General features: G+C 42.3%; 27 protein-coding genes and 1 other RNA gene. 17 read left to right on the top strand and 11 right to left on the bottom strand.

The annotated features are described in order from the left end of the window. Positions 1–2 precede the first annotated feature (2 nt). The 3 genes from lpxD to lpxA are packed head-to-tail and all read left to right on the top strand — an operon-like array spanning position 3 to position 2,349. Positions 3–1,073, top strand: a complete 1,071-nt coding sequence (gene lpxD / locus FTU19_RS05695; RefSeq protein ID WP_180130359.1) for a UDP-3-O-(3-hydroxymyristoyl)glucosamine N-acyltransferase — start codon at positions 3–5, stop codon at positions 1,071–1,073. Positions 1,074–1,078: 5 nt separating this feature from the next. After that, the gene (gene fabZ, locus FTU19_RS05690) at positions 1,079–1,564 is read left to right on the top strand and encodes a 3-hydroxyacyl-ACP dehydratase FabZ (protein WP_171064833.1); all 486 of its coding nucleotides are present in this window, start codon (positions 1,079–1,081) and stop codon (positions 1,562–1,564) included. Further along, a complete protein-coding gene (gene lpxA / locus FTU19_RS05685; RefSeq protein ID WP_180130357.1) occupies positions 1,561–2,349 on the top strand; it encodes an acyl-ACP--UDP-N-acetylglucosamine O-acyltransferase in 789 nt (262 codons plus the stop codon). Before fabZ ends, lpxA begins: the two co-directional genes overlap by 4 nt. A gap of 68 nt (positions 2,350–2,417) precedes the next feature. Here the strand turns inward: lpxA and FTU19_RS05680 are convergent, their stop codons facing one another. Beyond that, positions 2,418–3,221: a YbgF trimerization domain-containing protein gene (locus FTU19_RS05680; protein WP_180003113.1), complete on the bottom strand. Its 804-nt coding sequence runs from the start codon at positions 3,219–3,221 to the stop codon at positions 2,418–2,420. Between the two features lie 295 nt (positions 3,222–3,516). Here FTU19_RS05680 and ffs point away from each other — a divergent pair. Then, positions 3,517–3,613, top strand: an RNA gene (ffs, locus tag FTU19_RS05675) — signal recognition particle sRNA small type. A 309-nt stretch (positions 3,614–3,922) separates the two neighbouring features. Here the strand turns inward: ffs and FTU19_RS05670 are convergent. The 4 genes from FTU19_RS05670 to FTU19_RS05655 form a co-directional block, all read right to left on the bottom strand. Then, on the bottom strand, positions 3,923–4,537 hold the full coding sequence (locus FTU19_RS05670) for a regulatory protein RecX (protein ID WP_180053924.1): 615 nt from the start codon (positions 4,535–4,537) through the stop codon (positions 3,923–3,925). Positions 4,538–4,612: 75 nt separating this feature from the next. Then, positions 4,613–5,656: a recombinase RecA gene (recA, locus tag FTU19_RS05665; RefSeq protein ID WP_004786150.1), complete on the bottom strand. Its 1,044-nt coding sequence runs from the start codon at positions 5,654–5,656 to the stop codon at positions 4,613–4,615. A 145-nt stretch (positions 5,657–5,801) separates the two neighbouring features. Continuing rightward, positions 5,802–6,242: an RNA-binding S4 domain-containing protein gene (locus FTU19_RS05660; protein ID WP_180104303.1), complete on the bottom strand. Its 441-nt coding sequence runs from the start codon at positions 6,240–6,242 to the stop codon at positions 5,802–5,804. Further along, the gene (locus tag FTU19_RS05655; protein WP_180130355.1) at positions 6,235–6,921 is read right to left on the bottom strand and encodes an HAD hydrolase-like protein; all 687 of its coding nucleotides are present in this window, start codon (positions 6,919–6,921) and stop codon (positions 6,235–6,237) included. The genes FTU19_RS05660 and FTU19_RS05655 overlap by 8 nt, the downstream gene beginning before the upstream one ends. 12 nt (positions 6,922–6,933) lie before the next feature. On the opposite strand from FTU19_RS05655, the gene FTU19_RS05650 reads away from it, so the two are divergent. From FTU19_RS05650 to FTU19_RS16300, 3 genes are all read left to right on the top strand, one after another. Further along, positions 6,934–7,785 carry a 3'(2'),5'-bisphosphate nucleotidase CysQ gene (locus FTU19_RS05650; protein ID WP_104426196.1) on the top strand — a complete coding sequence of 284 codons (852 nt, stop codon included), beginning with the start codon at positions 6,934–6,936 and terminating at the stop codon, positions 7,783–7,785. A gap of 60 nt (positions 7,786–7,845) precedes the next feature. Then, complete coding sequence (locus FTU19_RS05645) at positions 7,846–8,595, top strand: histidine phosphatase family protein (RefSeq protein WP_104426195.1); 750 nt, start codon at positions 7,846–7,848, stop codon at positions 8,593–8,595. Positions 8,596–8,715: 120 nt separating this feature from the next. Further along, positions 8,716–8,838: a hypothetical protein gene (locus tag FTU19_RS16300; RefSeq protein ID WP_004786141.1), complete on the top strand. Its 123-nt coding sequence runs from the start codon at positions 8,716–8,718 to the stop codon at positions 8,836–8,838. A 137-nt stretch (positions 8,839–8,975) separates the two neighbouring features. On the opposite strand, the gene rpsT is transcribed toward FTU19_RS16300, so the two are convergent. Further along, entirely contained in the window at positions 8,976–9,245 is a 270-nt protein-coding gene (gene rpsT, locus FTU19_RS05640; RefSeq protein ID WP_004786139.1) for a 30S ribosomal protein S20, read from the bottom strand. Positions 9,246–9,458: 213 nt separating this feature from the next. Between rpsT and FTU19_RS05635 the strand changes: the two genes are divergently transcribed. The 5 genes from FTU19_RS05635 (at position 9,459) to FTU19_RS05615 (ending at position 14,373) form a co-directional block, all read left to right on the top strand. Beyond that, the gene (locus tag FTU19_RS05635) at positions 9,459–10,124 is read left to right on the top strand and encodes an NAD-dependent epimerase/dehydratase family protein (protein ID WP_034702612.1); all 666 of its coding nucleotides are present in this window, start codon (positions 9,459–9,461) and stop codon (positions 10,122–10,124) included. A 12-nt stretch (positions 10,125–10,136) separates the two neighbouring features. Next, positions 10,137–10,646, top strand: a complete 510-nt coding sequence (gene rraA, locus FTU19_RS05630) for a ribonuclease E activity regulator RraA (RefSeq protein WP_125278329.1) — start codon at positions 10,137–10,139, stop codon at positions 10,644–10,646. Positions 10,647–10,747: 101 nt separating this feature from the next. After that, on the top strand, positions 10,748–11,545 hold the full coding sequence (locus FTU19_RS05625; protein WP_180130353.1) for a glutathione S-transferase N-terminal domain-containing protein: 798 nt from the start codon (positions 10,748–10,750) through the stop codon (positions 11,543–11,545). A gap of 222 nt (positions 11,546–11,767) precedes the next feature. Continuing rightward, on the top strand, positions 11,768–12,451 hold the full coding sequence (locus tag FTU19_RS05620) for a response regulator transcription factor (protein ID WP_034702603.1): 684 nt from the start codon (positions 11,768–11,770) through the stop codon (positions 12,449–12,451). A 59-nt stretch (positions 12,452–12,510) separates the two neighbouring features. Further along, complete coding sequence (locus tag FTU19_RS05615; protein WP_180053928.1) at positions 12,511–14,373, top strand: ATP-binding protein; 1,863 nt, start codon at positions 12,511–12,513, stop codon at positions 14,371–14,373. Positions 14,374–14,458: 85 nt separating this feature from the next. Here FTU19_RS05615 and FTU19_RS05610 read toward each other — a convergent pair whose 3' ends face one another. Genes FTU19_RS05610 through FTU19_RS05600 form a run of 3 tightly spaced genes read right to left on the bottom strand, consistent with a single transcriptional unit; the run spans position 14,459 to position 16,629 of the window. Next, positions 14,459–15,628 carry a cupin domain-containing protein gene (locus tag FTU19_RS05610; protein WP_180130351.1) on the bottom strand — a complete coding sequence of 390 codons (1,170 nt, stop codon included), beginning with the start codon at positions 15,626–15,628 and terminating at the stop codon, positions 14,459–14,461. Between the two features lie 24 nt (positions 15,629–15,652). Next, a complete protein-coding gene (locus FTU19_RS05605; protein ID WP_034702599.1) occupies positions 15,653–16,246 on the bottom strand; it encodes a nucleoside triphosphate pyrophosphatase in 594 nt (197 codons plus the stop codon). After that, the gene (locus tag FTU19_RS05600) at positions 16,246–16,629 is read right to left on the bottom strand and encodes a DUF2237 family protein (protein ID WP_034170328.1); all 384 of its coding nucleotides are present in this window, start codon (positions 16,627–16,629) and stop codon (positions 16,246–16,248) included. The genes FTU19_RS05605 and FTU19_RS05600 overlap by 1 nt, the downstream gene beginning before the upstream one ends. A gap of 141 nt (positions 16,630–16,770) precedes the next feature. On the opposite strand from FTU19_RS05600, the gene FTU19_RS05595 reads away from it, so the two are divergent. The 4 genes from FTU19_RS05595 (at position 16,771) to FTU19_RS05580 (ending at position 20,484) form a co-directional block, all read left to right on the top strand. Continuing rightward, positions 16,771–17,958, top strand: a complete 1,188-nt coding sequence (locus tag FTU19_RS05595; RefSeq protein ID WP_034702596.1) for a phosphoglycerate kinase — start codon at positions 16,771–16,773, stop codon at positions 17,956–17,958. Positions 17,959–18,107: 149 nt separating this feature from the next. After that, positions 18,108–18,386: a hypothetical protein gene (locus FTU19_RS05590; RefSeq protein WP_166136611.1), complete on the top strand. Its 279-nt coding sequence runs from the start codon at positions 18,108–18,110 to the stop codon at positions 18,384–18,386. Positions 18,387–18,506: 120 nt separating this feature from the next. Then, the gene (fba, locus tag FTU19_RS05585) at positions 18,507–19,544 is read left to right on the top strand and encodes a class II fructose-bisphosphate aldolase (protein ID WP_104426189.1); all 1,038 of its coding nucleotides are present in this window, start codon (positions 18,507–18,509) and stop codon (positions 19,542–19,544) included. An 85-nt stretch (positions 19,545–19,629) separates the two neighbouring features. Next, entirely contained in the window at positions 19,630–20,484 is an 855-nt protein-coding gene (locus tag FTU19_RS05580) for a DMT family transporter (RefSeq protein ID WP_034702593.1), read from the top strand. Here the strand turns inward: FTU19_RS05580 and FTU19_RS05575 are convergent. Continuing rightward, the gene (locus tag FTU19_RS05575) at positions 20,447–20,674 is read right to left on the bottom strand and encodes a hypothetical protein (protein WP_004786112.1); all 228 of its coding nucleotides are present in this window, start codon (positions 20,672–20,674) and stop codon (positions 20,447–20,449) included. The genes FTU19_RS05580 and FTU19_RS05575 overlap by 38 nt on opposite strands. Positions 20,675–20,781: 107 nt before the next feature. Further along, positions 20,782–21,435: an oxygen-insensitive NAD(P)H nitroreductase gene (gene nfsB, locus FTU19_RS05570; RefSeq protein WP_180130349.1), complete on the bottom strand. Its 654-nt coding sequence runs from the start codon at positions 21,433–21,435 to the stop codon at positions 20,782–20,784. Between the two features lie 245 nt (positions 21,436–21,680). On the opposite strand from nfsB, the gene hpaI reads away from it, so the two are divergent. After that, entirely contained in the window at positions 21,681–22,475 is a 795-nt protein-coding gene (hpaI, locus tag FTU19_RS05565) for a 4-hydroxy-2-oxoheptanedioate aldolase (protein WP_125278322.1), read from the top strand. The last annotated feature ends 129 nt before the right edge of the window (positions 22,476–22,604 follow it).

Genomic DNA, 22,604 nt, shown 5'->3' with positions numbered 1-22,604 from the left:
CGATGAATCATCAAAAACTTCAGTTAGCTAACCTCGCTCGTCTTGTCCAAGGTGAGTATGTAGGTCAGGCAGATTTATGTTTGAGAGGTTTGGCAAGTCTTGAAAATGCAACCTCTCATGACCTTGCATTTGTCAATGCAGATAAATATCTGGAACAGGCAGCCCAGAGTAAGGCAGGCGCTTTAATTGTGACTGCTGAATTAAAAGAGCAGCTAACTTCCCAGCAAAACTTCATTGTAGTGGCCAACCCTTATCTGGCTTTTGCAATTCTGACTCACGTTTTTGAAAAAAAGCATACGACTCAGGGAATTGAAAGTACCGCACAAATTCATCCATCTGCCATCATTGCTGACAGTGCCTATATTGGCCACTATGCCGTTATTGGTGAGAATTGTGTGGTGGGTGAAAATACGATTATCCAGTCACACGTTCAGATCGACGACCAGGTTGAAATTGGTCGGGACTGTTTTATTGATGCACATGTGACTTTAACAGGTGCTACAAAAATCGGTAATCGTGTTCGGATCCATGCCAATACCGTAATTGGTAGTGAAGGTTTTGGGTTTGCACCTTATCAAGGGAAATGGCATCGAATTGCCCAGTTGGGTTCAGTCCGTATTGCAGATGATGTCCGGATCGGCTCAAACTGTAGTATTGACCGGGGTGCACTGGATGACACAATTCTGGAACAAGGTGTCATTATTGATAATCTTGTGCAAATCGCCCATAACGTTAAGATTGGTGAAAACACTGCGATTGCAGCCAAATGCGGGATTGCCGGCAGTACCACGATTGGCAAAAACTGTATTCTTGCGGGGGCCTGTGGGGTAGCAGGACACCTACATATCACCAATAATGTGACCTTGACAGGAATGTCAATGGTGACAAATAACATTACTGAAGAAGGCACTTATTCTTCAGGCATGGGATTGTTGCCAAATCAGCAATGGAAACGCACAGTGGTTCGCTTAAGACAATTAGCAGATGTGCCATTGACCCAGTTGGTGAAACGATTGGATCATATGCAATCTCAAATTGAGTCCATTGAATCAACATTTAAGTTGCGTAAATAATTATGATGACAGAGTCGAATTTGCCTACATTCACGAAGCCTGAATTGCCAATGAATATTCAAAAGATTCGTGAATATTTACCCCATCGCTATCCATTTCTGCTGGTAGATCGCGTTGTTGATATTACCGAAAATGGCATTGTTGGTTATAAAAACGTCTCAATTAATGAAGAGTTTCTGCAAGGCCATTTTCCGAACTATCCAATCATGCCAGGCGTATTGATTGTAGAGGCATTAGCACAGATCTCAGGTATCCTTGGTTTTGTCATGAATAATGAAACTCCAAAAGAAGGTTCATTATTCCTTTTTGCTGGCGCTGAGAAGGTTCGATTTAAAAAACAAGTGGTTGCTGGTGACCAATTAGTACTTAAATCTGAATTAGTGATGCAAAAACGTGGCATTTATAAATATAATTGCATTGCCACAGTAGATGGCATTGTCGCAACAACCGCGGAAATTATGGTTTCCCATCTGAAAGTCGAGCAGGCATGAGCAATAATCCCCTAATTCATCCAACTGCCATCATTGACGCATCTGCAGTAATTGCTGCAGATGTACAGATTGGCCCTTACTGTATTATTGGGCCAAATGTCACGATTGGTGCTGGTACCAAACTGCATTCACATGTCGTGGTGGGTGGTTTCACACGTATTGGTGAACATAATGAAATTTTTCAGTTCGCCAGTGTCGGTGAAGTCTGCCAGGATCTGAAATATGCAGGTGAGGAAACCTGGCTGGAAATTGGTGATTATAACAAGATCCGTGAACACTGCAGTCTGCACCGTGGTACGGTGCAAGACAAAGGTATTACCAAGATTGGCAGTCATAACCTGTTAATGGTAAATACCCATATTGCACATGACTGTATAGTTGGTGATCATAATATTTTCGCAAATAATGTCGGTGTAGCGGGTCACGTACACGTAGGCGATTATGTCGTGATTGGTGGTAACTCAGGTATTCACCAGTTCTGTAAAATTGACTCTTACAGCATGATTGGGGGCGCTTCACTGATTCTGAAAGATGTTCCTGCCTATGTGATGGTATCGGGTAATCCGGCACATGCATTTGCCATGAATGTTGAAGGCATGCGTCGTAAAGGCTGGTCGAAAGACGTAATTAACGGTTTACGTGAGTCCTTTAAGCTGATTTACAAATCTGGTTTAACGACTCAGGAAGCTATTGAGAAAATCCGTAACGAGATTCTTCCAGAAGTTTCTGAAGCACAACGTCTGATTGATTCACTCGAACAATCAAAGCGTGGCATTGTGCGCTAAGCTAAAGAAATGAAAGTAGAATTAAAAAAAGACACCTTCGTGGTGTCTTTTTTTATGGGACTTTTTATTTACTTCAAAAATTTAACTTCTTCAGCTTTCGGATAGTTCTTGAGTAGTTTCGCTTTATATTGTGAAGCAAGAGTAGCGTTCTTTTCTACATCCTTACTAATATTATAAAGCTGATAAAGGGCAGTAGAGGCTTTTGCAGAATTCGGATAGCGGTCAACCACGATCAGATAATTCTTCTTTGCTTCATTAAAATTCGGCGGATCAATCGACAGGTTAAATTCGGCTAACCAGAAGTGAGCATTGCTGATATAGACGCTATTCGGATTATTCTTGATGAAATTTTGCATGGGCGCAATGGCTTTAGCTGCACCACCATTTTTATAGGCATCTAGTGCAATGGTATAAGCCGCTTTTTCCTGCTCACTCGGCTGTTGCGTTGTGGATGCCTGATGAGTGGTAGCTGGAGCATTAGAGCTTAAACTGGGAGAAATATCCTGTTGGTTATCCTCCGTGGAGGTATCTTCAGCAGGTTCAATTTTTTGCTGCAATAGTTCCAGACGTTGATCCAGATCGGCATAGCGGTTGGTTAATTCGCTCTTTAATCTCTCGATTTCATTTTCTTGTTCTTCGATTTTTCCACGTAAACTGCGTAGATCATTTTCAAGCTGCTGGTTTTTTTGCATGAGCTGCCAGCTGGTATTGGTCTGAGGTGCATCTGCACCTGTAGCAATGGCAGATTGAGTGCTGATATTATTTGATTGAGCACCTTGGCTGAGTCCACGTGATTCGATAGGAATCGCAGCAAAAAGAGAGGTTGTACAGAGTGCAGTGAGGGCACACAATACCTGTTTCTTAAACATCATATAAGTTCCATGATTCTTGGCGAGATTATGTATCCGCAGCTCATTTATTCTAAAAGAGATAACCTGTTTATAGCTTCACATTTAAAACGGCATTTTTAGAAATTGCAACAAGGTTTTACAAAGATCATGTGAATTTCGATATTCATGAATTAATTGTGAAGAATATTAAAAAATCAGCATAATGGGGTATATTGTTTTTAAAATAATCAAACGGATAGCTTATGCCGAAAATTTGAAATACAGCCCTTGCAACTTCAATAAAAATCTCTATACTCTGTTCCTGTAATGGTAGCCCTGCCGGTTACTTCGCAATTGTACTCTATGAACCCCGCCAGGACCGGAAGGTAGCAACGGTAGTAGATCTATGATGTGCCGGAGCTTTGCTGGTAGGGTTGCCACCAGATTTATAATTATAAAATTTCTCTATATTATTTTTTTATTTTTCAATCTTAATTTCTATTGTTTTCTATTCCTTTTAATCTTTACTTTCAATCTTCTATTCACAGCTGCTTTCGTGGATGCCATATTGTTTGGAATATTGAAATTCAATCTTTTGAATAGACTATCTTAATTTGAGCTTTTGAAAGCTTTTTGTTGTTCGGGATTAATTGTAAATTAAGGGAAACTATTTAAGTTAAGCAGGATGGCAAAGAGGAAAATAAAAAAATAGCCTAAGCATATTTTTCACAAATACAAAAGAATTAATCTTCGGCTTTGCGGCTAATCGCTTTCATGATCGCATCCATTTCAAAACCACGATACATTAGAAAACGGATCTGTTTGGCTTTAAGTTTTGGGTCTTTCGTCACTTCTGGACCATATTTTCTAAGCTTCAGTTCATAAGCCTGTTGTACCCAGTCCGTTTCTTTTAGTTCTTCACTGATCAGGGCAGTATCAATTTTTTTGCTTTTCAGCTTCATTTTAATCTGATTGGGACCTTTGCCTTTACGCTTTTGGCTCGATAACATGATTTCAGCGACACGTTGATCACTTTGATAGTTTTCTCTAGATAGCTCTTCAACCAAAGTGACCACTTCATTTCGATCTTCTGCATAAAGCGCCAGTTTCTCAATGAGTTCAGCTTTGGAGTATTCTTTGCGAGTTAGTACAGCAAATGCATAAGAACGCAAACGGGTGCCGGTTAGACCGGGTTTCTTCTGCTCTTTATCGGAGTTACCAAATAAGCTGTCTTCCGGATCAAATTCTGGCAAAGTCTGTGGCTCAACAGGTGCAGGAGTGACTGAGTCTTCAGCATCACCAAACTGCTGTTTAATCGCGTCATAGTCCAAAAGTTTGCTGAATTTTGCGTCTGACATATTGATCTCGATAAAAATATCTATTCCATAATAACAAAAACGCCCCGTAGGGCGCTCTGTTATGACGTTCAAGGATTATGCATCCAGAAAGTCTGCTGGTTCTTCTTCGTCTTTATCTTCGACTACTTTGCCTGTAGTAAGCAGTTGCTCACGGATCAGTTTTTCAATAGTATCCGCCAGCTCTTTGTGTTCTTCCAGATAACGGATGGTATTGTTCTTACCTTGGCCAATCTTGTCGCCTTGATATGAATACCATGCACCCGCTTTCTGAACAATTTCTTGCTGTACTGCAAGGTCAATCAGTTCACCAAGATGGTTAACACCTTTACCATACAGAATCTGGAACAGAGCTTCTCTGAATGGAGGCGCCATTTTATTTTTCACAACTTTGACTTTGGTTTCAGAACCTACAATCTCGTCGCCTTCTTTCACCTGACCGATACGGCGGATATCCAGACGTACAGAAGCATAGAATTTTAGTGCATTACCACCAGTAGTTGTTTCCGGGCTACCGAACATTACACCAATCTTCATACGGATCTGGTTAATGAAAATCACCATACAGTTTGAACGCTTGGCATTACCGGTAATTTTACGCAGTGCCTGGCTCATCAAACGTGCTTGCAGACCCATATGTGAGTCACCCATTTCGCCTTCAATCTCGGCGCGAGGCGTCAATGCAGCAACAGAGTCGACTACAATCAGGTCAATTGCGCCAGAACGTACCAGCATGTCAGCGATTTCAAGTGCCTGTTCACCGTTATCTGGTTGAGAAACCAGCAGGTTATCAATATCTACACCGAGTTTACGGGCATATTGAGGATCAAGCGCGTGCTCGGCATCGATGAATGCACATGTACCGCCAGCTTTTTGACATTCAGCAATCGCTTGCAATGTCATTGTGGTTTTACCTGAAGATTCAGGACCATAAATCTCGATAATACGGCCTTTCGGTAAACCACCAATACCGAGTGCAATATCAAGCGTTAAAGAGCCTGTAGATACAGCTTCAACTGCTTGCACGGTATTGTCACCAAGACGCATCACTGTGTTTTTACCAAACTGTTTTTCAATCTGGCTTAAGGCAGCATTGAGCGCCTTGTTTTTATTCTCATCCATCTTACAACCTCAATACGATGTCACAAACTTAGTACTCAAGTGGATGTCTTACATTAGAGCTTCGTTCCACAGGAATATAGTGACAGAAATTTCCCTTGTGTTCTATAAAATCCAGCAGTGTTACGACACATGCTGACGCTTGAATTTAATCATCATTATATGACCAATGTTGATCAAAGTTCTGACTATTTTCATTCTTGAATCGACTGATGTCTCGACGTTCTTTTTTGCTTGGCCGATGATCGGGACGCGCTAGATTATGCAACTTTCTTTGTGATGCAATCAATTCCCGGCGAGCGATACTGACTTCAGTTTCTTCATACAGTTTCTGTGCCACAGGTGCAGGACCACGAACATCAGAAAGTTCTTTTACAACTACGGTTTTTTTGTCGATACCTTGCTGAATCGTCAACTCCATACCCACACGGACTTCGCGAGATACTTTTACACGCTCACCATTATGGTGGACTTTACCGCCCTCAATAGCATTCTTGGCAATTGAACGGGTTTTAAAAAAACGTGCCGCCCACAGCCATTTATCTATACGCATGCCTACCGCATCTTCGGGTAAAGACGATTTACGCATATTGCTTGTTTACCTCAGACTGATTTAAATGAGTGATTAAATCTGTTAATTGGTGCAGCATCGGGTAATTACAAGTCTGGCGTGCAACTTTACTGGAAGATGGTTGCTGGATACAGAACAGGTTCTGGATGCCATAAGCCTTGGCGCCATTCAGGACTTTTTCGGTATCATCAATAAAATAGACCTGCTCAGGATCAAAGGGGTGCAAAGCATTCAGACCTTGCCAGAATTCTACAAATTCCTTGGCATGTCCAATGCTTTCCGAGCTGACAATGACATTGAAATAATCTTTGAGATTCAGATGATCCAGTTTGAAGGCGAGTCCTGCACAGTCGGCATTGGTGGCAAGCCAGATCGGATAGCCATTATTTTTAAGATAATCGAGTAATTCCAGGCAATAAGGGCGTAAGCTAACTTTATCTTTATACTCGATTTGCATGGCCAGAACATCGACTTCGACTTTAGCCGTCCAGAAGCGAGAAGAGTACCAGTTTAGGGTATGATTATGTTGCTGATAGAATGCATAAAGCGTTTCGCGGCTCTGTTCCAGACTACAGCCATGTGTTTCAGCATAACGGACCGGTAATAACTCGTTCCAGATGAAATCATCGTAGGCAAGATCAAGTAAAGTTCCGTCCATATCAAAGATGACAGGCGGTTTTTCTGAGCAATTCGACATATAAGGTTTTCTATGTTTAAAGCGACAATAGCACCACAAGATCCGATGATTTTGCAGTTTGTGCCCATTTTGACACAGGCCTGTGAAATTTTGCGAGAAGAATATCAGCGTTATTGTTCAGGTGCTGCGTTTGATATTGTCAAGAAAAGTGATGATTCTCCTGTGACCCAGGCAGACTATCGGGTGAATAGTTATTTAACCCAAGCTTTAGCGGAAATCTCAGAATTGCCTTTATTGTCAGAAGAGGGGCAGCAGGATCAGCGTCATGCCTGGACAGATTTCTGGTTACTAGATCCTCTGGATGGCACCAAAGAGTTTTTGCATCAGCGCCCAGAATTCACGATTAATCTCAGTCTGGTCAGAGGCAGTCTGACTACTTTTGCCATTTTGGCGGTTCCTGCACAGCAGCTAATTTATTTCTGTCCTGAAGAAGGCTTGCCGATTAAATACGATATTCAGAATCAGGCATGGTTTGGCTATGAGTCAGCTACCGATCATCAGGATGTCTTTGTCGGTCTGAGTCAGAGCAGTCAGCAGAAGCCAAAATATATCGAGTATCTGCAAAGTCTGGCTAAACTTAGCGCGTACACCGAGTTCAAGGCAGGAAGTGCCTATAAATTCTGCATGATCCTTGAAGACCGGGTAGATATTTATCCTCGTTTCCATCCAACCTCTGAGTGGGATACCAGTGCCGGTCAATGCATGCTCGAGCGGATTGGCGGAGGGTTGGTTGATCTGGAAGGTCGGCCATTCATCTACAACCAGCGCAAGACCTTACTGAATGGCGGGTTTATCGCCTATAAGAATGAAGCTATGAAAGTACTAGCCTTACAGGCACTGGCGGACATGCAAGACAATGATTGAGCTCATAGCCGTTCATGGTATAGTGAGGAAGATTCCGTTGATAGATCAGTTGGCAAGATTGTGGCATTAAAACTGCTTCCACCAAGTATGCTCAGTGCAATAGATTTATTGCCTGATACCAAGACACCTGTGACTCTGTTTACGCGGCATTCTCTGCGTGAAGATGTCGCTGGTCAGGGACTGGCAGGTTACGATTTGCAGTTGACGCCGCAAGGACGTGATCTGGCGCAGGAATGGGGTGCTTATCTGGTTAATCAGACAGATCGGCATATCCAGCATTGTATATCGAGTCCGATTCAGCGCTGTGTAGATACCGCAGCATTGATGATCGAGGGGGCAGATGCAACGGATAAAGCACCGCATACCCATAAGATTGAAATCGTTGAACAGGGTTTGCTGGTTGAGCCAGGCAGCTTTGTACTGGATATTCAAAAAGCAGGGCCATATTTCAAAAAACAGGGGGCATTGGGCTTTATCAATAGCTTCGTCAATAATGCCTTGCCCGGAATGAAACATCCCATTAATGGCGTAGTGGATGTACTGGAATTAATTTACAACACTCATCCGAAAACGCTGTATGGACTCAGTCTGGCGGTCAGTCATGACACCATTCTGGCAGCGATGATTGCAGTGATGTCTGGGCATCAGGAAGTCAGTCGTGAAGACTGGCCGAAAATGATGGAAGGTCTGTTTGTCTGGTTTGAGGGCGATGTATTTGAGGAATCTAAACTAAAATGGATCTGGCGTGGCAAAGTGCATGAGCTGGATATTTCCCAATTTCAGAATACCGAATTAAAGGTCAATAAATAATTCAAAGGCTCAATCATTTAGGTTGAGCTTTTTACATTTATCGTATGAAAGTGAAATAGAGTAATGATGAAATATCACTATGCTGATATTTAAACCAATTTTGGAAGCATAGGAGTTATCATGAAAATAATCACAATTTTAAGTCTGGTCGTTATGCTGGGATTAACTGCTTGTCAGCGTGATACAGACAATGCACAGCAAGACCAGACCACAACACCTCATTCTATGGATAAGGATGAATAATTTATTCTATTTTTGTTTGAATAGAAGATTTCTATAACTAGGATTAGATAACTTTCTGGTATTCATAATTCTTTGTTGAATTAGTATTAAATTTCAGGCACAAAAAAAGCCCTAAAAGGGCTTCTTTTGATTTGCGATTAGTTAGAAGCTAATGCTTTAACTTGCGCGTTCAAACGGCTCTTATGACGAGCTGCTTTATTTTTATGGATGATACCTTTGTCAGCCATACGGTCGATTACTGGAACAGCTTTTTTGTAAGCTTCAGTAGCAACAGCATAGTCGCCAGCAGCAATAGCAGCTACTGTACGTTTAAGATATGTACGAACCATAGAACGCAAGCTTGCGTTGTGTTTGCGTGCTTTAACGTTTTGACGAGCACGTTTTTTTGCTTGAGCAGAGTTTGCCACTCGTGCACTCCTTGAAATAGATTGGTCTGGGCGGGCTGAAACTCAACTGAAAACCACATCAGAAGAACTATCACCAGCCCGTAAACAAGTGCCATATTTTGAGGAAACTATGGGCTTAAGTCAAGTCTTGACATGCTTTGACAACATTTTAGTTGCAGAAAAATTCTAAAGAAAACGTTAGATTAGTATCTAAGCAGGGAGATCGTACAAAAAATGACTAAAACCATTACATATCCTATCGTGATTGGCGCTACAGGCTTGGTCGGAAAGACTTTGGTACAACAGCTGGTAAATGAACCTAGTTGTAAGCGTATTAGCGTCATCGTGCGTAAACATCAACCAGAATTTGAACAGTGGCACAAGGTCAAGCAGGTGGTCGTTGAGGATTTCTTAATGCTCAATGATCAGGATGTCAGTGGCCATACTCATGCCTTTAGCTGTCTGGGTACCACGCTAAAGAAAGCCGGTTCGAAAGAAGCTTTTTATAATACCGATTACACCATCAATGCCCATTTTGCCGAACTGGTGCAGCAAACGGATGCTCATTATCTGTTGATTAGTGCGATGGGTGCCAATTCAAAATCCAGACTGTTCTATAACCGGGTAAAGGGTGAATTAGAGGATTATATCCAGACCTTGTCTCTGGAGCGTATCAGCTTGTTCCGACCCTCTTTGTTGATTGGTGAGCGAGATCATCAGCGTTTACTGGAAGACGCGGCACAGAACCTGTTTGACAAGTTTTCGCATTTCATCCCCGATTCTTTTAAATACAAGCCAGTGACAGCAGAGCAGGTGGCTCATACTATGGTATATGCAGCGCTGAATCAGACTGTGAAATTTGAAATTTATGATAATTTAGCCATACAAAAAATGAAATGAGGGTAAAAAATCGTGTCTAGCGTACCATTTGTAACTTGTGACCTGCTTGATGACAATCCGGATAAAAACTTGCAGGTGGTCACCCCATGCCTGGATGGCAAATTCTTTAGAAGCTATGGTGCACGTAAAAGCTTTGGCGGCCAGATTGTGACCGTAAAATGTTTTGAAGATAACTCTCGAGTAAAAGAGTTATTGGCGACAGATGGTACCGGCAAGGTTCTGGTTGTAGATGGTGGTGCTTCGATGCGTTGTGCATTGATGGGTGACCTGATTGCTGAGTCTGCGGTGAAAAACCACTGGAATGGTGTAATTATCTACGGCTGTGTCCGTGATGTCGATGCGATTGCTGAGCTTGATCTTGGTGTACATGCTTTAGCTTCTATTCCTCAAAAGAGCAACCGTAAGGGGATTGGTGAGGTAGATGTGCCGCTTTATTTTGGTGGCGTGACCTTTAAATCAGGCGAGTATGTCTATGCTGATAACAACGGCATTGTCCTGTCCAAAGAGCAACTGGTGGACTAATTCCGGTTATTGAAAATATACAAAAACAAGCTATACCGTGGAAGTCAGGCAGTTTAGATTGCTGCTTTCACGGTTTGAAAATAATAAAGAGGACAGACGATATGTTAGGCCATCAGATTAAAGTAGCACAGGCATTGGCATCCGCATTTCTGGAAGGTGGACGTGGTACGACCGGGACACCATTTCCGAATCAGCCTGAAAAGCTTCTCAAGCTTTATGAATATGAAGGATCACCATTTTGTCGTCGTGTTCGTGAGGTGATGACTTTACTGAACCTCGATTATGAAGTGTATCCGTGCCCACGAGGCGGTAAACGCTTTCGTCCCGAAGTGAAACAGCAAGGTGGCAAACTTCAGTTTCCATTTTTAGTAGATGAAAATACCGGAGATAAGCTATACGAATCTCAGGATATTATTCATCACCTGTTTAAGCATTATGGCAAGACAGGTAAGACTCCAGCCAAATATTCAAATTATCCAAAAGTGCCGGTTGCTGCCATTGCAGGTACGATGGTGAATGGTCTACGTGGTGGCATGGCTAAACCGTTGTCGAAGAATAGCCCTGCGCCTGAACAGCTTCTTGAGCTGTGGGGCTTTGAAGCCAGTCCATATACCCGTATTGTCCGTGGCGTATTGTCTGAACTGGAAATCCCTTACATCTATCATAATGTGGCAAAAGAACGTTGGCAGGATCAAGGTCTGGCAAAACTGCGTTTAAAACCGGGGAAATATGAACCTTTACCGGGTGGTAAGCGTGAACAGGTCTTAAAAGTAATGGGAGATAATATTCAGGTTCCTTATCTGGTTGACCCAAATACCAATACAAAAATGTTTGAGTCCAAAGATATTGTGGAGTATTTGAAGCAGCAATATGGTCCTGAGAAGAAAAGCAAAAAATAAACTGCTCCTAATATTTGGAAGATAAAAAATTGCCATCTGAAAATAGATGGCATTTTTATGGTTTATAAATTTAAATTTTCCAAGAACAAGAACTCTGCTTTCAAAATTATTCATACTTAGAGCTACTCACAATAAAGTTAAAAAAACTCATGATTTTTCTTCTTTTTTTGTTTATATTTTAATTTCAATGGGGTAATAAGAATAACGATAAGGGGTGTGCTTATGACAGCACAAGACGCCGTACTACCGGTACCTGTATTAATTGTTGAAGACGAATATGTCATTCAGTGCCGTTTAAAAAATATTTTGAAGGATCTGGGATATAGTGATGAGGTATTGCTGTTCGCCAATAATGTCAGGGAAGCCGAATATCTTCTGCAACAAGAACCGTTCTGTTTAGCACTGATTGATCTTGGACTGCCAGATGGAAATGGCATTTCCATTATTGAAAAAATACATGAGCTCGGTTCACAAACCTTAATACTAGTGGTATCTGCCTGGAGCACTCAGGATAGCTTGTTAAAAGCAATTAAGGCGGGAGCAACCGGTTATGTACTCAAGGAACGCGATGATACAGAAGTAAGTCTGGCAATTCGTAGTATTTTGCGTGGCGGTGCACCCATTGATCCTTTTATTGCACGGGAAATTCTCAAGCAGATTTCCAGTTCAGAGCCATCTTCCTCTTTGGAGCAGATCGTACTTGATCCTGAACAGGAAAGCTTGACTCAACGGGAAAAAGAAATTCTTTCATTGGTGGCACAGGGGCTCAGCAATCGTGAAATTGCTGATGAACTCTGCGTGTCACGTTATACCGTTGAAAGTCATATCAAGCATATTTACCGCAAACTCTCTGTTAGCAAGCGGACCAAAGCAGTCAGCACCGCCCGGCATTTAGGTATTCTTTAGTGCGAATGCTGTCTGTTAGCAAGATGTTTGGGCAAAGACTAAGGCTCTTCGCTCTATTAATGATAGGGAGCTGGCTGAGCCTATTCTCTTGCATCAGCTTGGCACAGAATAATTTTCAGATTAACGAGCTTTGTCAGGTGAACATTGAACAGCAACAAAAAGTTCAAGTCCCAAGTCATCTCGAAATTCCGGATGCGGGCTGGCAACCTGTAACATTACCGGATAACTGGAAAAATAACTGGCCGAAATATAATGGGGGTGCCTGGTATAAAATTCGCTGGGGTTGGTCTTGTCAGGACAATATACGTCTCGCTGAACCCATTGTTTTTGGTATTGATTATCTGAACTCTGCTGGAGCTGTTTTCCTGAATGATGATCTGCTGTGGTCGGATCAAAACCTGCAAGAGCCTTTGTCTAAAAGCTGGAATGTACCACGTTACTGGATTTTGCCCATTGCGGGCTTGAAGCAGACAGACAATGAACTGCTGATTTATGTACGAGGCTATAGTTTCCAGGGTGCAGGGCTTGGCAGAATTGAATTTCATAATGTCATGGCCAACGACCAGCATTATTCAAAAAAGATATGGGATCGCCGTACGCTCTTTCAGATCAATATGATTCTATCCGGTACGATTGGAGTCATTAGCCTGATTATCTGGCTATTCCGACATTCAGAAACCACTTTTGGCTGGCTGGCGTTGAGTTCATTATTGTGGATTCTATTTATCTCCAATGTATTAACCACAGAGAATTTTCCTTTTCCCTCCAGTATATGGGCCGGTAAAGCCAATCTGATTTTCTTTATCCTCTATATGCACTGTTTTTGTCTGTATCTAATTCGGTTCTTGAAGCAGAAATTTCAGCGTTTGGAGCGGGGACTTATCGGGGTGACTGCTTTATTCAGTCTATTCATCATAGTCAGTTCTTTAGATCATTTAGAAGCAGTGCTAAGTGTTGCTTTTGTCTGCTATGTGCTGCTTTATATTAGTTGTGTCATCTATGTTAGCTACTGGGCAATTAAAACTCGAAATGGCGAATATCTGTTTCTGATGCTTTGTCTGTGGGGAATTTTGCTGTGTGTCATTATAGATCTGATCATTCTGGGTCAAACGGCGGTTAGTGAATTCTCACCTTTATCACCTTATACATCACCGATTATTATCCTGTTTGTCGTGCTAATTATGGGGACACGACTGAATCGTAATATTAAAAAAATCGAAAAATTTAATACGCAGCTGGAATCCAAAGTACGGCAAGTCAGTGCAGATCTAAATAAAAGCCTGAGTGATCAGCATAAGCTGGAACTGGATAATGTGCGTTTGCAGGAACGGATTAATCTGTCACATGAACTGCATGATGGACTAGGTGGCTCGATTGTGCGTTCCATGATTCTGGTGGATCAAAGTACCGAAAACATTTCCAATCGACAGTTTTTATCTATGCTGAAGCTGCTTAGGGATGACCTGCGTCAAATCATCGATAGCGGTTCTTCTATTGACAATAAAGTGCCTGAAACGCCAGTGATCTGGATTGCGCCAGTACGTTACCGATTTACTCAATTGCTGGAAGAAATGGATATCGCCGTAGAATGGTCATTTCCTAAAGTCTGGCAGCGTGAACCTACGGCTTTACAATGTCTGACCCTGATCCGTGTGGTAGAAGAAAGCTTGACCAATATTATCAAGCATAGTCAGGCCACAAAAGTGAGTGTGAGTATGGAATATACACAACCACATCAACTGACTTTAAAAATTCAGGACAATGGTATCGGTTTTAATCCGGAGATGGTGCAGAAAAATGGCATGAGCATTGGTATGCGCAGTATGAAAATGCGTATTGAACGCATGGGTGGAATGCTGGATATTCAGTCTGCGAAAGGCGATACTTGCGTACACGTGGTGATGGAACTCTATCAGCCTTAATCATCTCAAAATTATACATACATAAAAAAGGAGGATCATATGATCCTCTTTTTTTTATAGATTTAAATGACCAAGATATAAAAACTTACTCTTCTTCAGCCGGTGGCACTAGCATCAGTACAGAATCATTCAATAGCTCAGCAACATCCTCCAGCATATCTTCATCAGCGAAATCTTCATCCAATAAGACACGCGTACCATCAGCAATCTGCTTCAGTTTTGAAGTAAATGCTTCAGAAATACAGATTCCCTCACCATTGGCCCAGAATAAGGTTTCACCATCTTCTTCTGTATAGAGTAAGCGTGAAGCGGGTTCAAGCATCAGGCTATAGCCCTGATCAAGTGCTTCTTCCAGATCACCTGTACCAATTTCTTCAGCTTCCGGAATATTCTCTTCATATTTTGGTTCTGACATCAGGCTCATGATGGCATCTTCAAGCACATTGGAGTTATGCAACTCCTCCATGATTTTGCCTTTCAGATATTCAAGTTCATTGCCTGTGACTTCACCCGCAGCACTGATATGATCGCGAATGATGTCAGTCAATGGATTGCGTAAGACTTCATTTTCCGAAAATTTATCGCCTACACGGTCCATCATGTCACTGACATTTGGCATACGGAAACCAAAAGAGAAAGTCAGACAGTCATCTTCTGCTACGCCGTAATGAGACAGACCGGGTGGAATATACAGCAAATCACCGGGTGCAAGAACTTCATCAAAATGCACATCCATTTCTGGCAATAATTTTAATGGCTGCCCCGGTACAAGTTCGGTCTCGGCATCACACATTTGCCCCAGTTGCCAGCGGCGATGACCATAGCCTTGAACCAGAAAAACATCATAAAAGTCGAAATGTTGACCGACTGAACCGCCTTGAGGTGCATAAGACACCATGATGTCATCACGACGCCATTGAGGGATAAAGGCAAACTTTTTCCAGAGTTCAGACAGGTCGAAAGAATAGTGATCCACAGCCTGAACCAGTAAAGTCCAAAGCTTAGGCATCTTCTGGAAGTCAGCTTTTAATAAAGGAGATGTCTTGACCGACCACTGATTTGGATCACGATCTTTCTGCTTGATCAGACGTGCAGTGACATTTTCTTCAAGTGCTAGCTCCATCACATCATCAGGCTCTAGCAGGCCTGCGATTTCAGGCATGGCATTACGTACCAGCAGCGGTTTTTTTTGCCAGTATTCGGCAAGGAATTGTTCAGCGGTAATACCGCCTAAAACGTCTAGAGGTAGGGACATAAATAAAGCCTAAAATAAAGGAGATTAAGGAACTAAAATCTTTAGCTCACGAAGAATATTACATAGCTGAATCATTGGCATACCCATCAGGGTAGTTTGATCCTGACCGATCATGGTTTCAAACAGACTAATCCCAAGGCTTTCACATTTAAAACTACCGGCACAATGCAGCGGCTGTTCGATCTCTACATAACGCTCAATTTCCGCTTGAGACAGTTTGCGGAATTTGACTTTGTAATGTTCTACCAGCGTACGTTCAAAACCGGTAGATTTCTGCTGAACGCTGAGCGCTGTACTGAAATACACAATCTTGTCCGAATTGGCCTGCAGCTGGCGAATGGCCTTTTCTATTGTTAAAGGCTTACCCATAAAGATATCTGGTGCGCCTTCACGCCAGGCTACCTGATCAGAACCAATTACAATCGCATCAGGATGTAGCTCAGCGATATGACGAGCTTTTTCAAAAGCCAGGCGTTTGGCTAATTCATCCGCATGATTTTCACCTTGGGGTGATTCATCTATGTCCGGGACGACCGATACGTAATCAAGACGTAGACGGTTCATCAGTTCTTTACGGGTCTGGCTTGAAGAAGCCAAGATGATTTTTGCGGTATTCATTAGACAGCGTATTCTTCTAAAATATGGAGAGGAACGTAAGCAAGGACAGCTTTGTGACAGGCTTGCAGCTTGATCGGTGGCGCTTGTCCAGCTTCATAAGCTTCTACCCAGCGTGTAACGCAGATACACCAGAAATCACCAGGTTGCAGTCCAGGAAATCCCAGTTCTGGTAATGGTGTAATCAGGTCATTGCCCACTTTCTGGGAAAAATTCAGAAATTCAGAGGTCATCTGTGCACAGACAGTGTGCTGTCCCAGATCGGTAGGTGCGGTATGGCAAAAGCCATTACGGAAATACCCAGTAATGGGATCAAAACAACAGCTTGCCAAAGGCTCGCCCAGAACATTAAGACGGTTAAGATTAGGATCAGGATGTATCGACATAGGTACTGAATCTGGAAGAAGCTTTTTTCTATCATAACAAAACTTTGGCATTCATAATGTTTTCTGCAAAAGATGCTAACCTTTTTCTGCATAATCATTTAAAATCGCCTCGTTTTTAATATCTATAAAGAGAGCTCTACAATGAACTTTCAGCGTATGACTGACCTTGACCTGACGGGTAAACGTGTTCTGATCCGTGAAGATTTAAATGTACCGGTTAAAAATGGTGTAATCACTAGCGATGCGCGTCTACGTGCTGCATTACCAACAATTAAAGCTGCAGTAGAAAAGGGCGCGGCTGTCATGGTGTATTCACACCTTGGTCGTCCAGTTGAAGGTGAGCCGAAGGCTGAACAGTCTCTTGCGCCTGTAGCAGCTTATCTGACTGAAGCATTGGGTCAGGAAGTAAAACTTTTCACAGACTATCTGGACGGTGTTGAAGTTCAGCCGGGTCAAGTGGTTTTACTGGAAAACTGCCGCTTCAACGTAGGTGAAAAGAAGAATAATCCTGAACTTGCAGCAAAATATGCAGCACTTTGCGACGTATTTGTGATGGATGCATTTGGTACTGCACACCGTGCAGAAGCATCAACTGAAGGTGTCGCTCGTTTAGCTAAAGTAGCAGCAGCAGGTCCTTTATTGGCAGCTGAACTGGATGCATTGGGTCGTGCATTGAAAACGCCTGAAAAACCAATGGTTGCGATCGTTGCGGGTTCTAAGGTTTCTACCAAGCTTGATGTTTTGACTTCATTGTCTGATATCTGTGATCAATTGATCGTTGGTGGTGGTATCGCAAATACGTTCCTTGCAGCTGCTGGTTACAATGTAGGTAAATCACTGTGTGAAAATGACCTGATCGATACAGCGAAAGCGATTGCAGCAAAAGTTTCAGTTCCGCTTCCAACTGATGTAGTTGTTGCTGATGCATCTGAAATCAACTTTGATGACTTCCTGGGTTCATTAGCTGCAGCGAAAGCGACTGTGAAGAAAGTTGAAGATGTTGCAGACAATGACATGATCCTTGACGTGGGTCCAGAAACTGCAAAAGCATTTGCTGAAATCCTGAAAACGTCTAAAACCATCCTTTGGAATGGTCCAGTCGGCGTATTCGAAGTAGATCAGTTCGGTGAAGGTACTAAAGCACTGTCTTTAGCAATTGCTGAATCTGAAGGCTTCTCGATTGCTGGTGGTGGCGATACTTTAGCTGCAATCGACAAATACGAAGTTGCTGACAAAATTGGCTACATCTCGACTGGTGGCGGTGCATTCCTTGAATTCGTTGAAGGCAAAACACTTCCTGCAGTTGCGGTATTGTTAGAACGTGCTTAATCGCATGTCCTAATGTAAAAAGCTGGCTTGATGCCAGCTTTTTTATTTTTATCGCTTATTTATTCCAGATCTGTTCATCACTGATTCATTAAAGTGCAATAAAGCTGTCATAAGATGCAGACAATAGAGTATGGAGATGAGATCTTTTGATGAAACAGCACCTCACTTTAGCTGCATTGCTGGCAGCATCTTTTATGTTTACTGCCTGTACCCAGCAGGAAAATACACCAGCCGAGGACGTAGAAAATACAACAGCTGTAAATGAAGAGTTCATTAGTCCGGAACAGCAGGCCGCAATTGATGCAATTGATAAACCGGTTCTGGATGAAAAAAATACAGATGTTCCAGCTGAAATTGCCAATGCACCTGCAGATGCTGCGACTGTAGATCAATCTGTATCAGGCGCTTCCGAGCCTATGACACCATAACTCAGACTATGCAAGTAAAAATCCCTGCTTTTGCAGGGATTTTTTATAAAATATTGTATTTTTTGGCTGTATTACAATAGTTGAACATGTAGAATATGGCCCATTACCTGGGAGGATATTATGGCTCTTATTTCGATGCGCCAGCTCTTGGATCACGCCGGCGAACATGCTTACGGCGTACCAGCGTTTAACGTAAACAACTTAGAACAAATGCGCGCAATCATGCTCGCAGCAGATGCAACGAATTCACCTGTAATCGTGCAGGCATCTGCAGGTGCTCGCAAATATGCAGGTGCACCATTCTTACGTCACCTTATCTTGGCTGCAGTTGAAGAATGGCCACATATTCCAGTGGTAATGCACCAGGATCATGGTACTAGCCCTGACGTATGTCAACGTTCAATCCAGTTAGGCTTTACTTCAGTCATGATGGACGGCTCACTGGGTGAAGATGGTAAAACACCGACTTCATACGAATACAACGTTGATGTGACTCGCCGTACTGTACAAATGGCACACGCATGTGGCGTTTCAGTAGAAGGTGAAATCGGCTGTCTGGGTAGCCTTGAAACAGGTATGGCAGGCGAAGAAGATGGCGTAGGTGCTGAAGGCGTACTTGACCATTCTCAACTGCTAACTTCAGTTGAAGAAGCTCGTCAATTCGTTGCGGATACCAATGTTGACGCATTAGCTATTGCAGTAGGTACTTCACACGGTGCGTACAAGTTTACTCGTCCACCTACAGGCGATATTCTTGCAATTGACCGCATTAAAGAAATTCATGAAGCACTGCCAAATACTCACCTTGTAATGCATGGTTCTAGCTCTGTGCCACAAGAATGGCTGGCTGTGATTAACCAGTATGGCGGCGACATCAAAGAAACTTATGGTGTTCCTGTTGAGCAACTGGTTGAAGCGATCAAACACGGTGTTCGTAAAATCAACATCGATACTGACTTGCGTTTAGCGTCTACAGGTGCAATGCGCCGTATGATGGCTGAAAAACCAAGCGAATTCGATCCACGTAAATTCTTCAGCGCAACTGTAGATGCAATGAAGCAAATCTGTATCGACCGTTATGAAGCATTTGGTACTGCAGGTAATGCAGACAAGATTCGCCCAATCTCTTTAGAGAAAATGGTTGAGCGTTATAAATAATTCCTTGTGAATAATTTATAAGAAGAGCCCACAGCGAATGTGGGCTTTTTTATATTTAAATAAAGATGAAGAATAAGAGCAGCATATGGAACTGATTTTTATTGCAGCATTATGTAGTGTTGCAGTCTCGATACTCTTAAAAATTGCTAAAAATAGAGGCTTGAGCCCCATCCACATGATTAGCTGGAATTATGTTACAGCCAGCGTATTGTGTTTTTTCTGGTTCAAGCCAGACATCCAGCATATTTCCATGAGTCAGACTCCATGGCTACTGATTCTGGCGCTTGGCGTTTTATTGCCGAGCGTATTTCTATTTCTGGCCAAGTCATTACAGACAGCAGGAATCTTAAAAACTGAAATTGCCCAGCGATTATCGGTTGTACTATCACTGGCCGCTGCTTATTTCATTTTTCAGGAACAATTTAACCAGCTCAAGATGCTGGGTATTGTCTTAGGCATAAGTTCCGTACTGTGCATTCTATTCTCACACCGTCAGGCATCAGAAAGCTCCAGGCAGGGAATGTTTTTTCTGGGTCTGGTGTGGTTTGGTTATGCACTGATTGATGTCTTGTTGAAATATACCACCAGCCTTGGTCTACAATTTGCTGTGGCACTGAACTTGATGTTTATCTGCGCCATGATTCTGTCGATGATCTATCTGCTGCTGCAATATCGTCATCTGGGTTCTGGCAAGGATATTGGTTTCGGTCTGTTATTGGGTGCGTTGAACTTTGCCAATATTGCTTTTTACGTCAAAGCACACATGATGCTCAAAGATACGCCAGCGATTGTATTTGCGGGCATGAATATTCTGGTGGTGATTTTTGGTGTGATTGCAGGATTGCTCATCTTTAAAGAACGACTCAAACCTGCAAGTGTGATCGGGTTGATTCTAGGTGTGATTAGTGTTGTTTGCCTAGCATATGCAATGTCTGTTTAACATAGGAAGATGCAAATTCAAGCGGATAACGTAACAGGTCTTCTTTTTCAGCCCGTCCAAGCAATAAGCCTGCCTGTTTGCAGTCTGGACAATGCGGATAACGATGCTGGGCATTAGCATAGTGATGTAAATAGATCTTATCGCAGTGTTTGCATTCGAATTTTAAAGAGCTGGATGGTAAAACAGACATGGGTACCTCTAATTGTTATTCTAGTTGGATGTTTGGAGAATAAAGCAAAAATTAGGCCCGAATTGACAAGAAAAGGGGCACTAGACCCCTTTTATACCATAAAATGCTTACAGTTTGGTGAAAATATCTTCAGCTTGCAGACGAGATTTAGGCAATTTGGCATTGAAATCATTTTCACTGCGATAACCTAAAGTAAGCAGTACTGATGGAATCAGGCCTTGTTCAGCTAACTGTAATTCCTCACTCAGAATGTCTTCATCAAAACCACCGATCGGTGTGGCATCAATACCTTCACTTCCTGCAGCCAGTAAGATCTGTCCCAATGCAATAAAGGTCTGGTTTTCTGCCCAGCGCTGAATATCGCCTTTTTCATTACGATAATAATGTACATAGCCGGTACGGGTATTCTTTTGACCTTCTTTGGCGCTCTCATCTTTAAAACGACCACTGAGATCATCACGATTTAACAGGTTGTCCAGATGTAACTCGTCAATATCGGCTTTGGTACAAAATAAAATAGTATGTGAAGAGTCCAGCACTTTGGGAGCATTGTAGGCATAAGTTCCAACTAGTGCTTTGGCAATACGCTGTTTAGCGGCATCATGGTCGGCAATAAAAAAATGCCAGGGCTGGATATTAATTGAAGATGGCGTCAGGCGTAAGATTTCTAATAAACGTTCAAATTGTTCTGCTGGAACCTTCTTGTTAGGGTCGTAAGCTTTAGTGGTATAACGGGTTTGAGCGATCTTGAGTAAATCCATTGATGGACTCCAATCTTTTGATAAGGCGTTTAGAAATATGCTTTAGGCATCTAGATTTTTCTGATCAAAAGATTATTACAATAAAAACATCATCGGCAAAGTCTATATTTATATAATCTTGAGTGAAATTTTATGAAAAACTAAGAGTTAAATCAGATAAAAAGCAAGCTTTTGTATATTGGCAGTTTCTGGTAACAGGAGTTTAATAAGGACTTCAGGCAATAGCATGCAAGATAGGTGGGCCGATGCAATATACCAATTACTTTAAACGTAAATTAAAGACGCAGCAGCAAATTGGCTTGTGGGTCGGACTGGCTGATGCGTATGGGACAGAAATTGCGGCAAATGCAGGCTATGACTGGCTCTTGATTGATGGTGAGCATGCCCCAAGCGATTTAAGAACAACGCTCTCTCAATTACAGAGTATCGCTGCTTATCCATCTCAAGCTGTAGTACGCCCCCCAATAGGCAGTGTGCAACTGATCAAGCAGTTACTCGATATTGGCGCACAGACCTTATTGATTCCTATGGTAGAAACTGTGGAGCAGGCCGAATTAATGGTCAAAGCAGTCCGTTATCCACCGGAAGGAATTCGTGGTGTGGGTGCTGCGCTGGCACGTGCGACACGCTGGAACAGTATCCCGAATTATTATCAGACTGCTCATGAAAATATCTGTTTGTTAATTCAGATTGAATCGGTGACAGGTCTGGAAAATCTGGATGAAATCCTCAAGATTGAGGGGATTGATGGTGTATTTATTGGGGCGGTAGATCTTTCAGCGACTATGGGTTATCAGGGGAATCCGAACCATCCTGAAGTACAAAAAGCAGTAGTAGACGCTATTCAGCGGATTCGTGCATCAGGTAAGGCTGCTGGGATTTTATCGACGCAGCATGAAGCTACCCAGAAATATCTGGCGCTTGGAACTGAGTTCGTTGCAGTAGGGGTTGATACCAGTGTTCTGATGAATTCGCTTCGTGAACTTTTGGCGAAATATAAACCTGATGCTGAAGTCATCAAGTCAGAAGGCGGTTATTGATTATAAAAATATCAGAGAGTCGTAAATTGTGGTTTCTCAATATTGATTACTTACATAGAAGATATTTTATAAAAGCTCTGATTTGTCAGAGCTTTTTTATTTACTTTAGCTATAGTAGTTTAAAAAATA

Source organism: Acinetobacter sp. YH12072 (assembly GCF_013419565.1).
Taxonomy (GTDB): domain Bacteria; phylum Pseudomonadota; class Gammaproteobacteria; order Pseudomonadales; family Moraxellaceae; genus Acinetobacter.
Note: the sequence above shows the minus strand (reverse complement) of the source record. Positions and strands in the feature narration are given on the sequence as shown.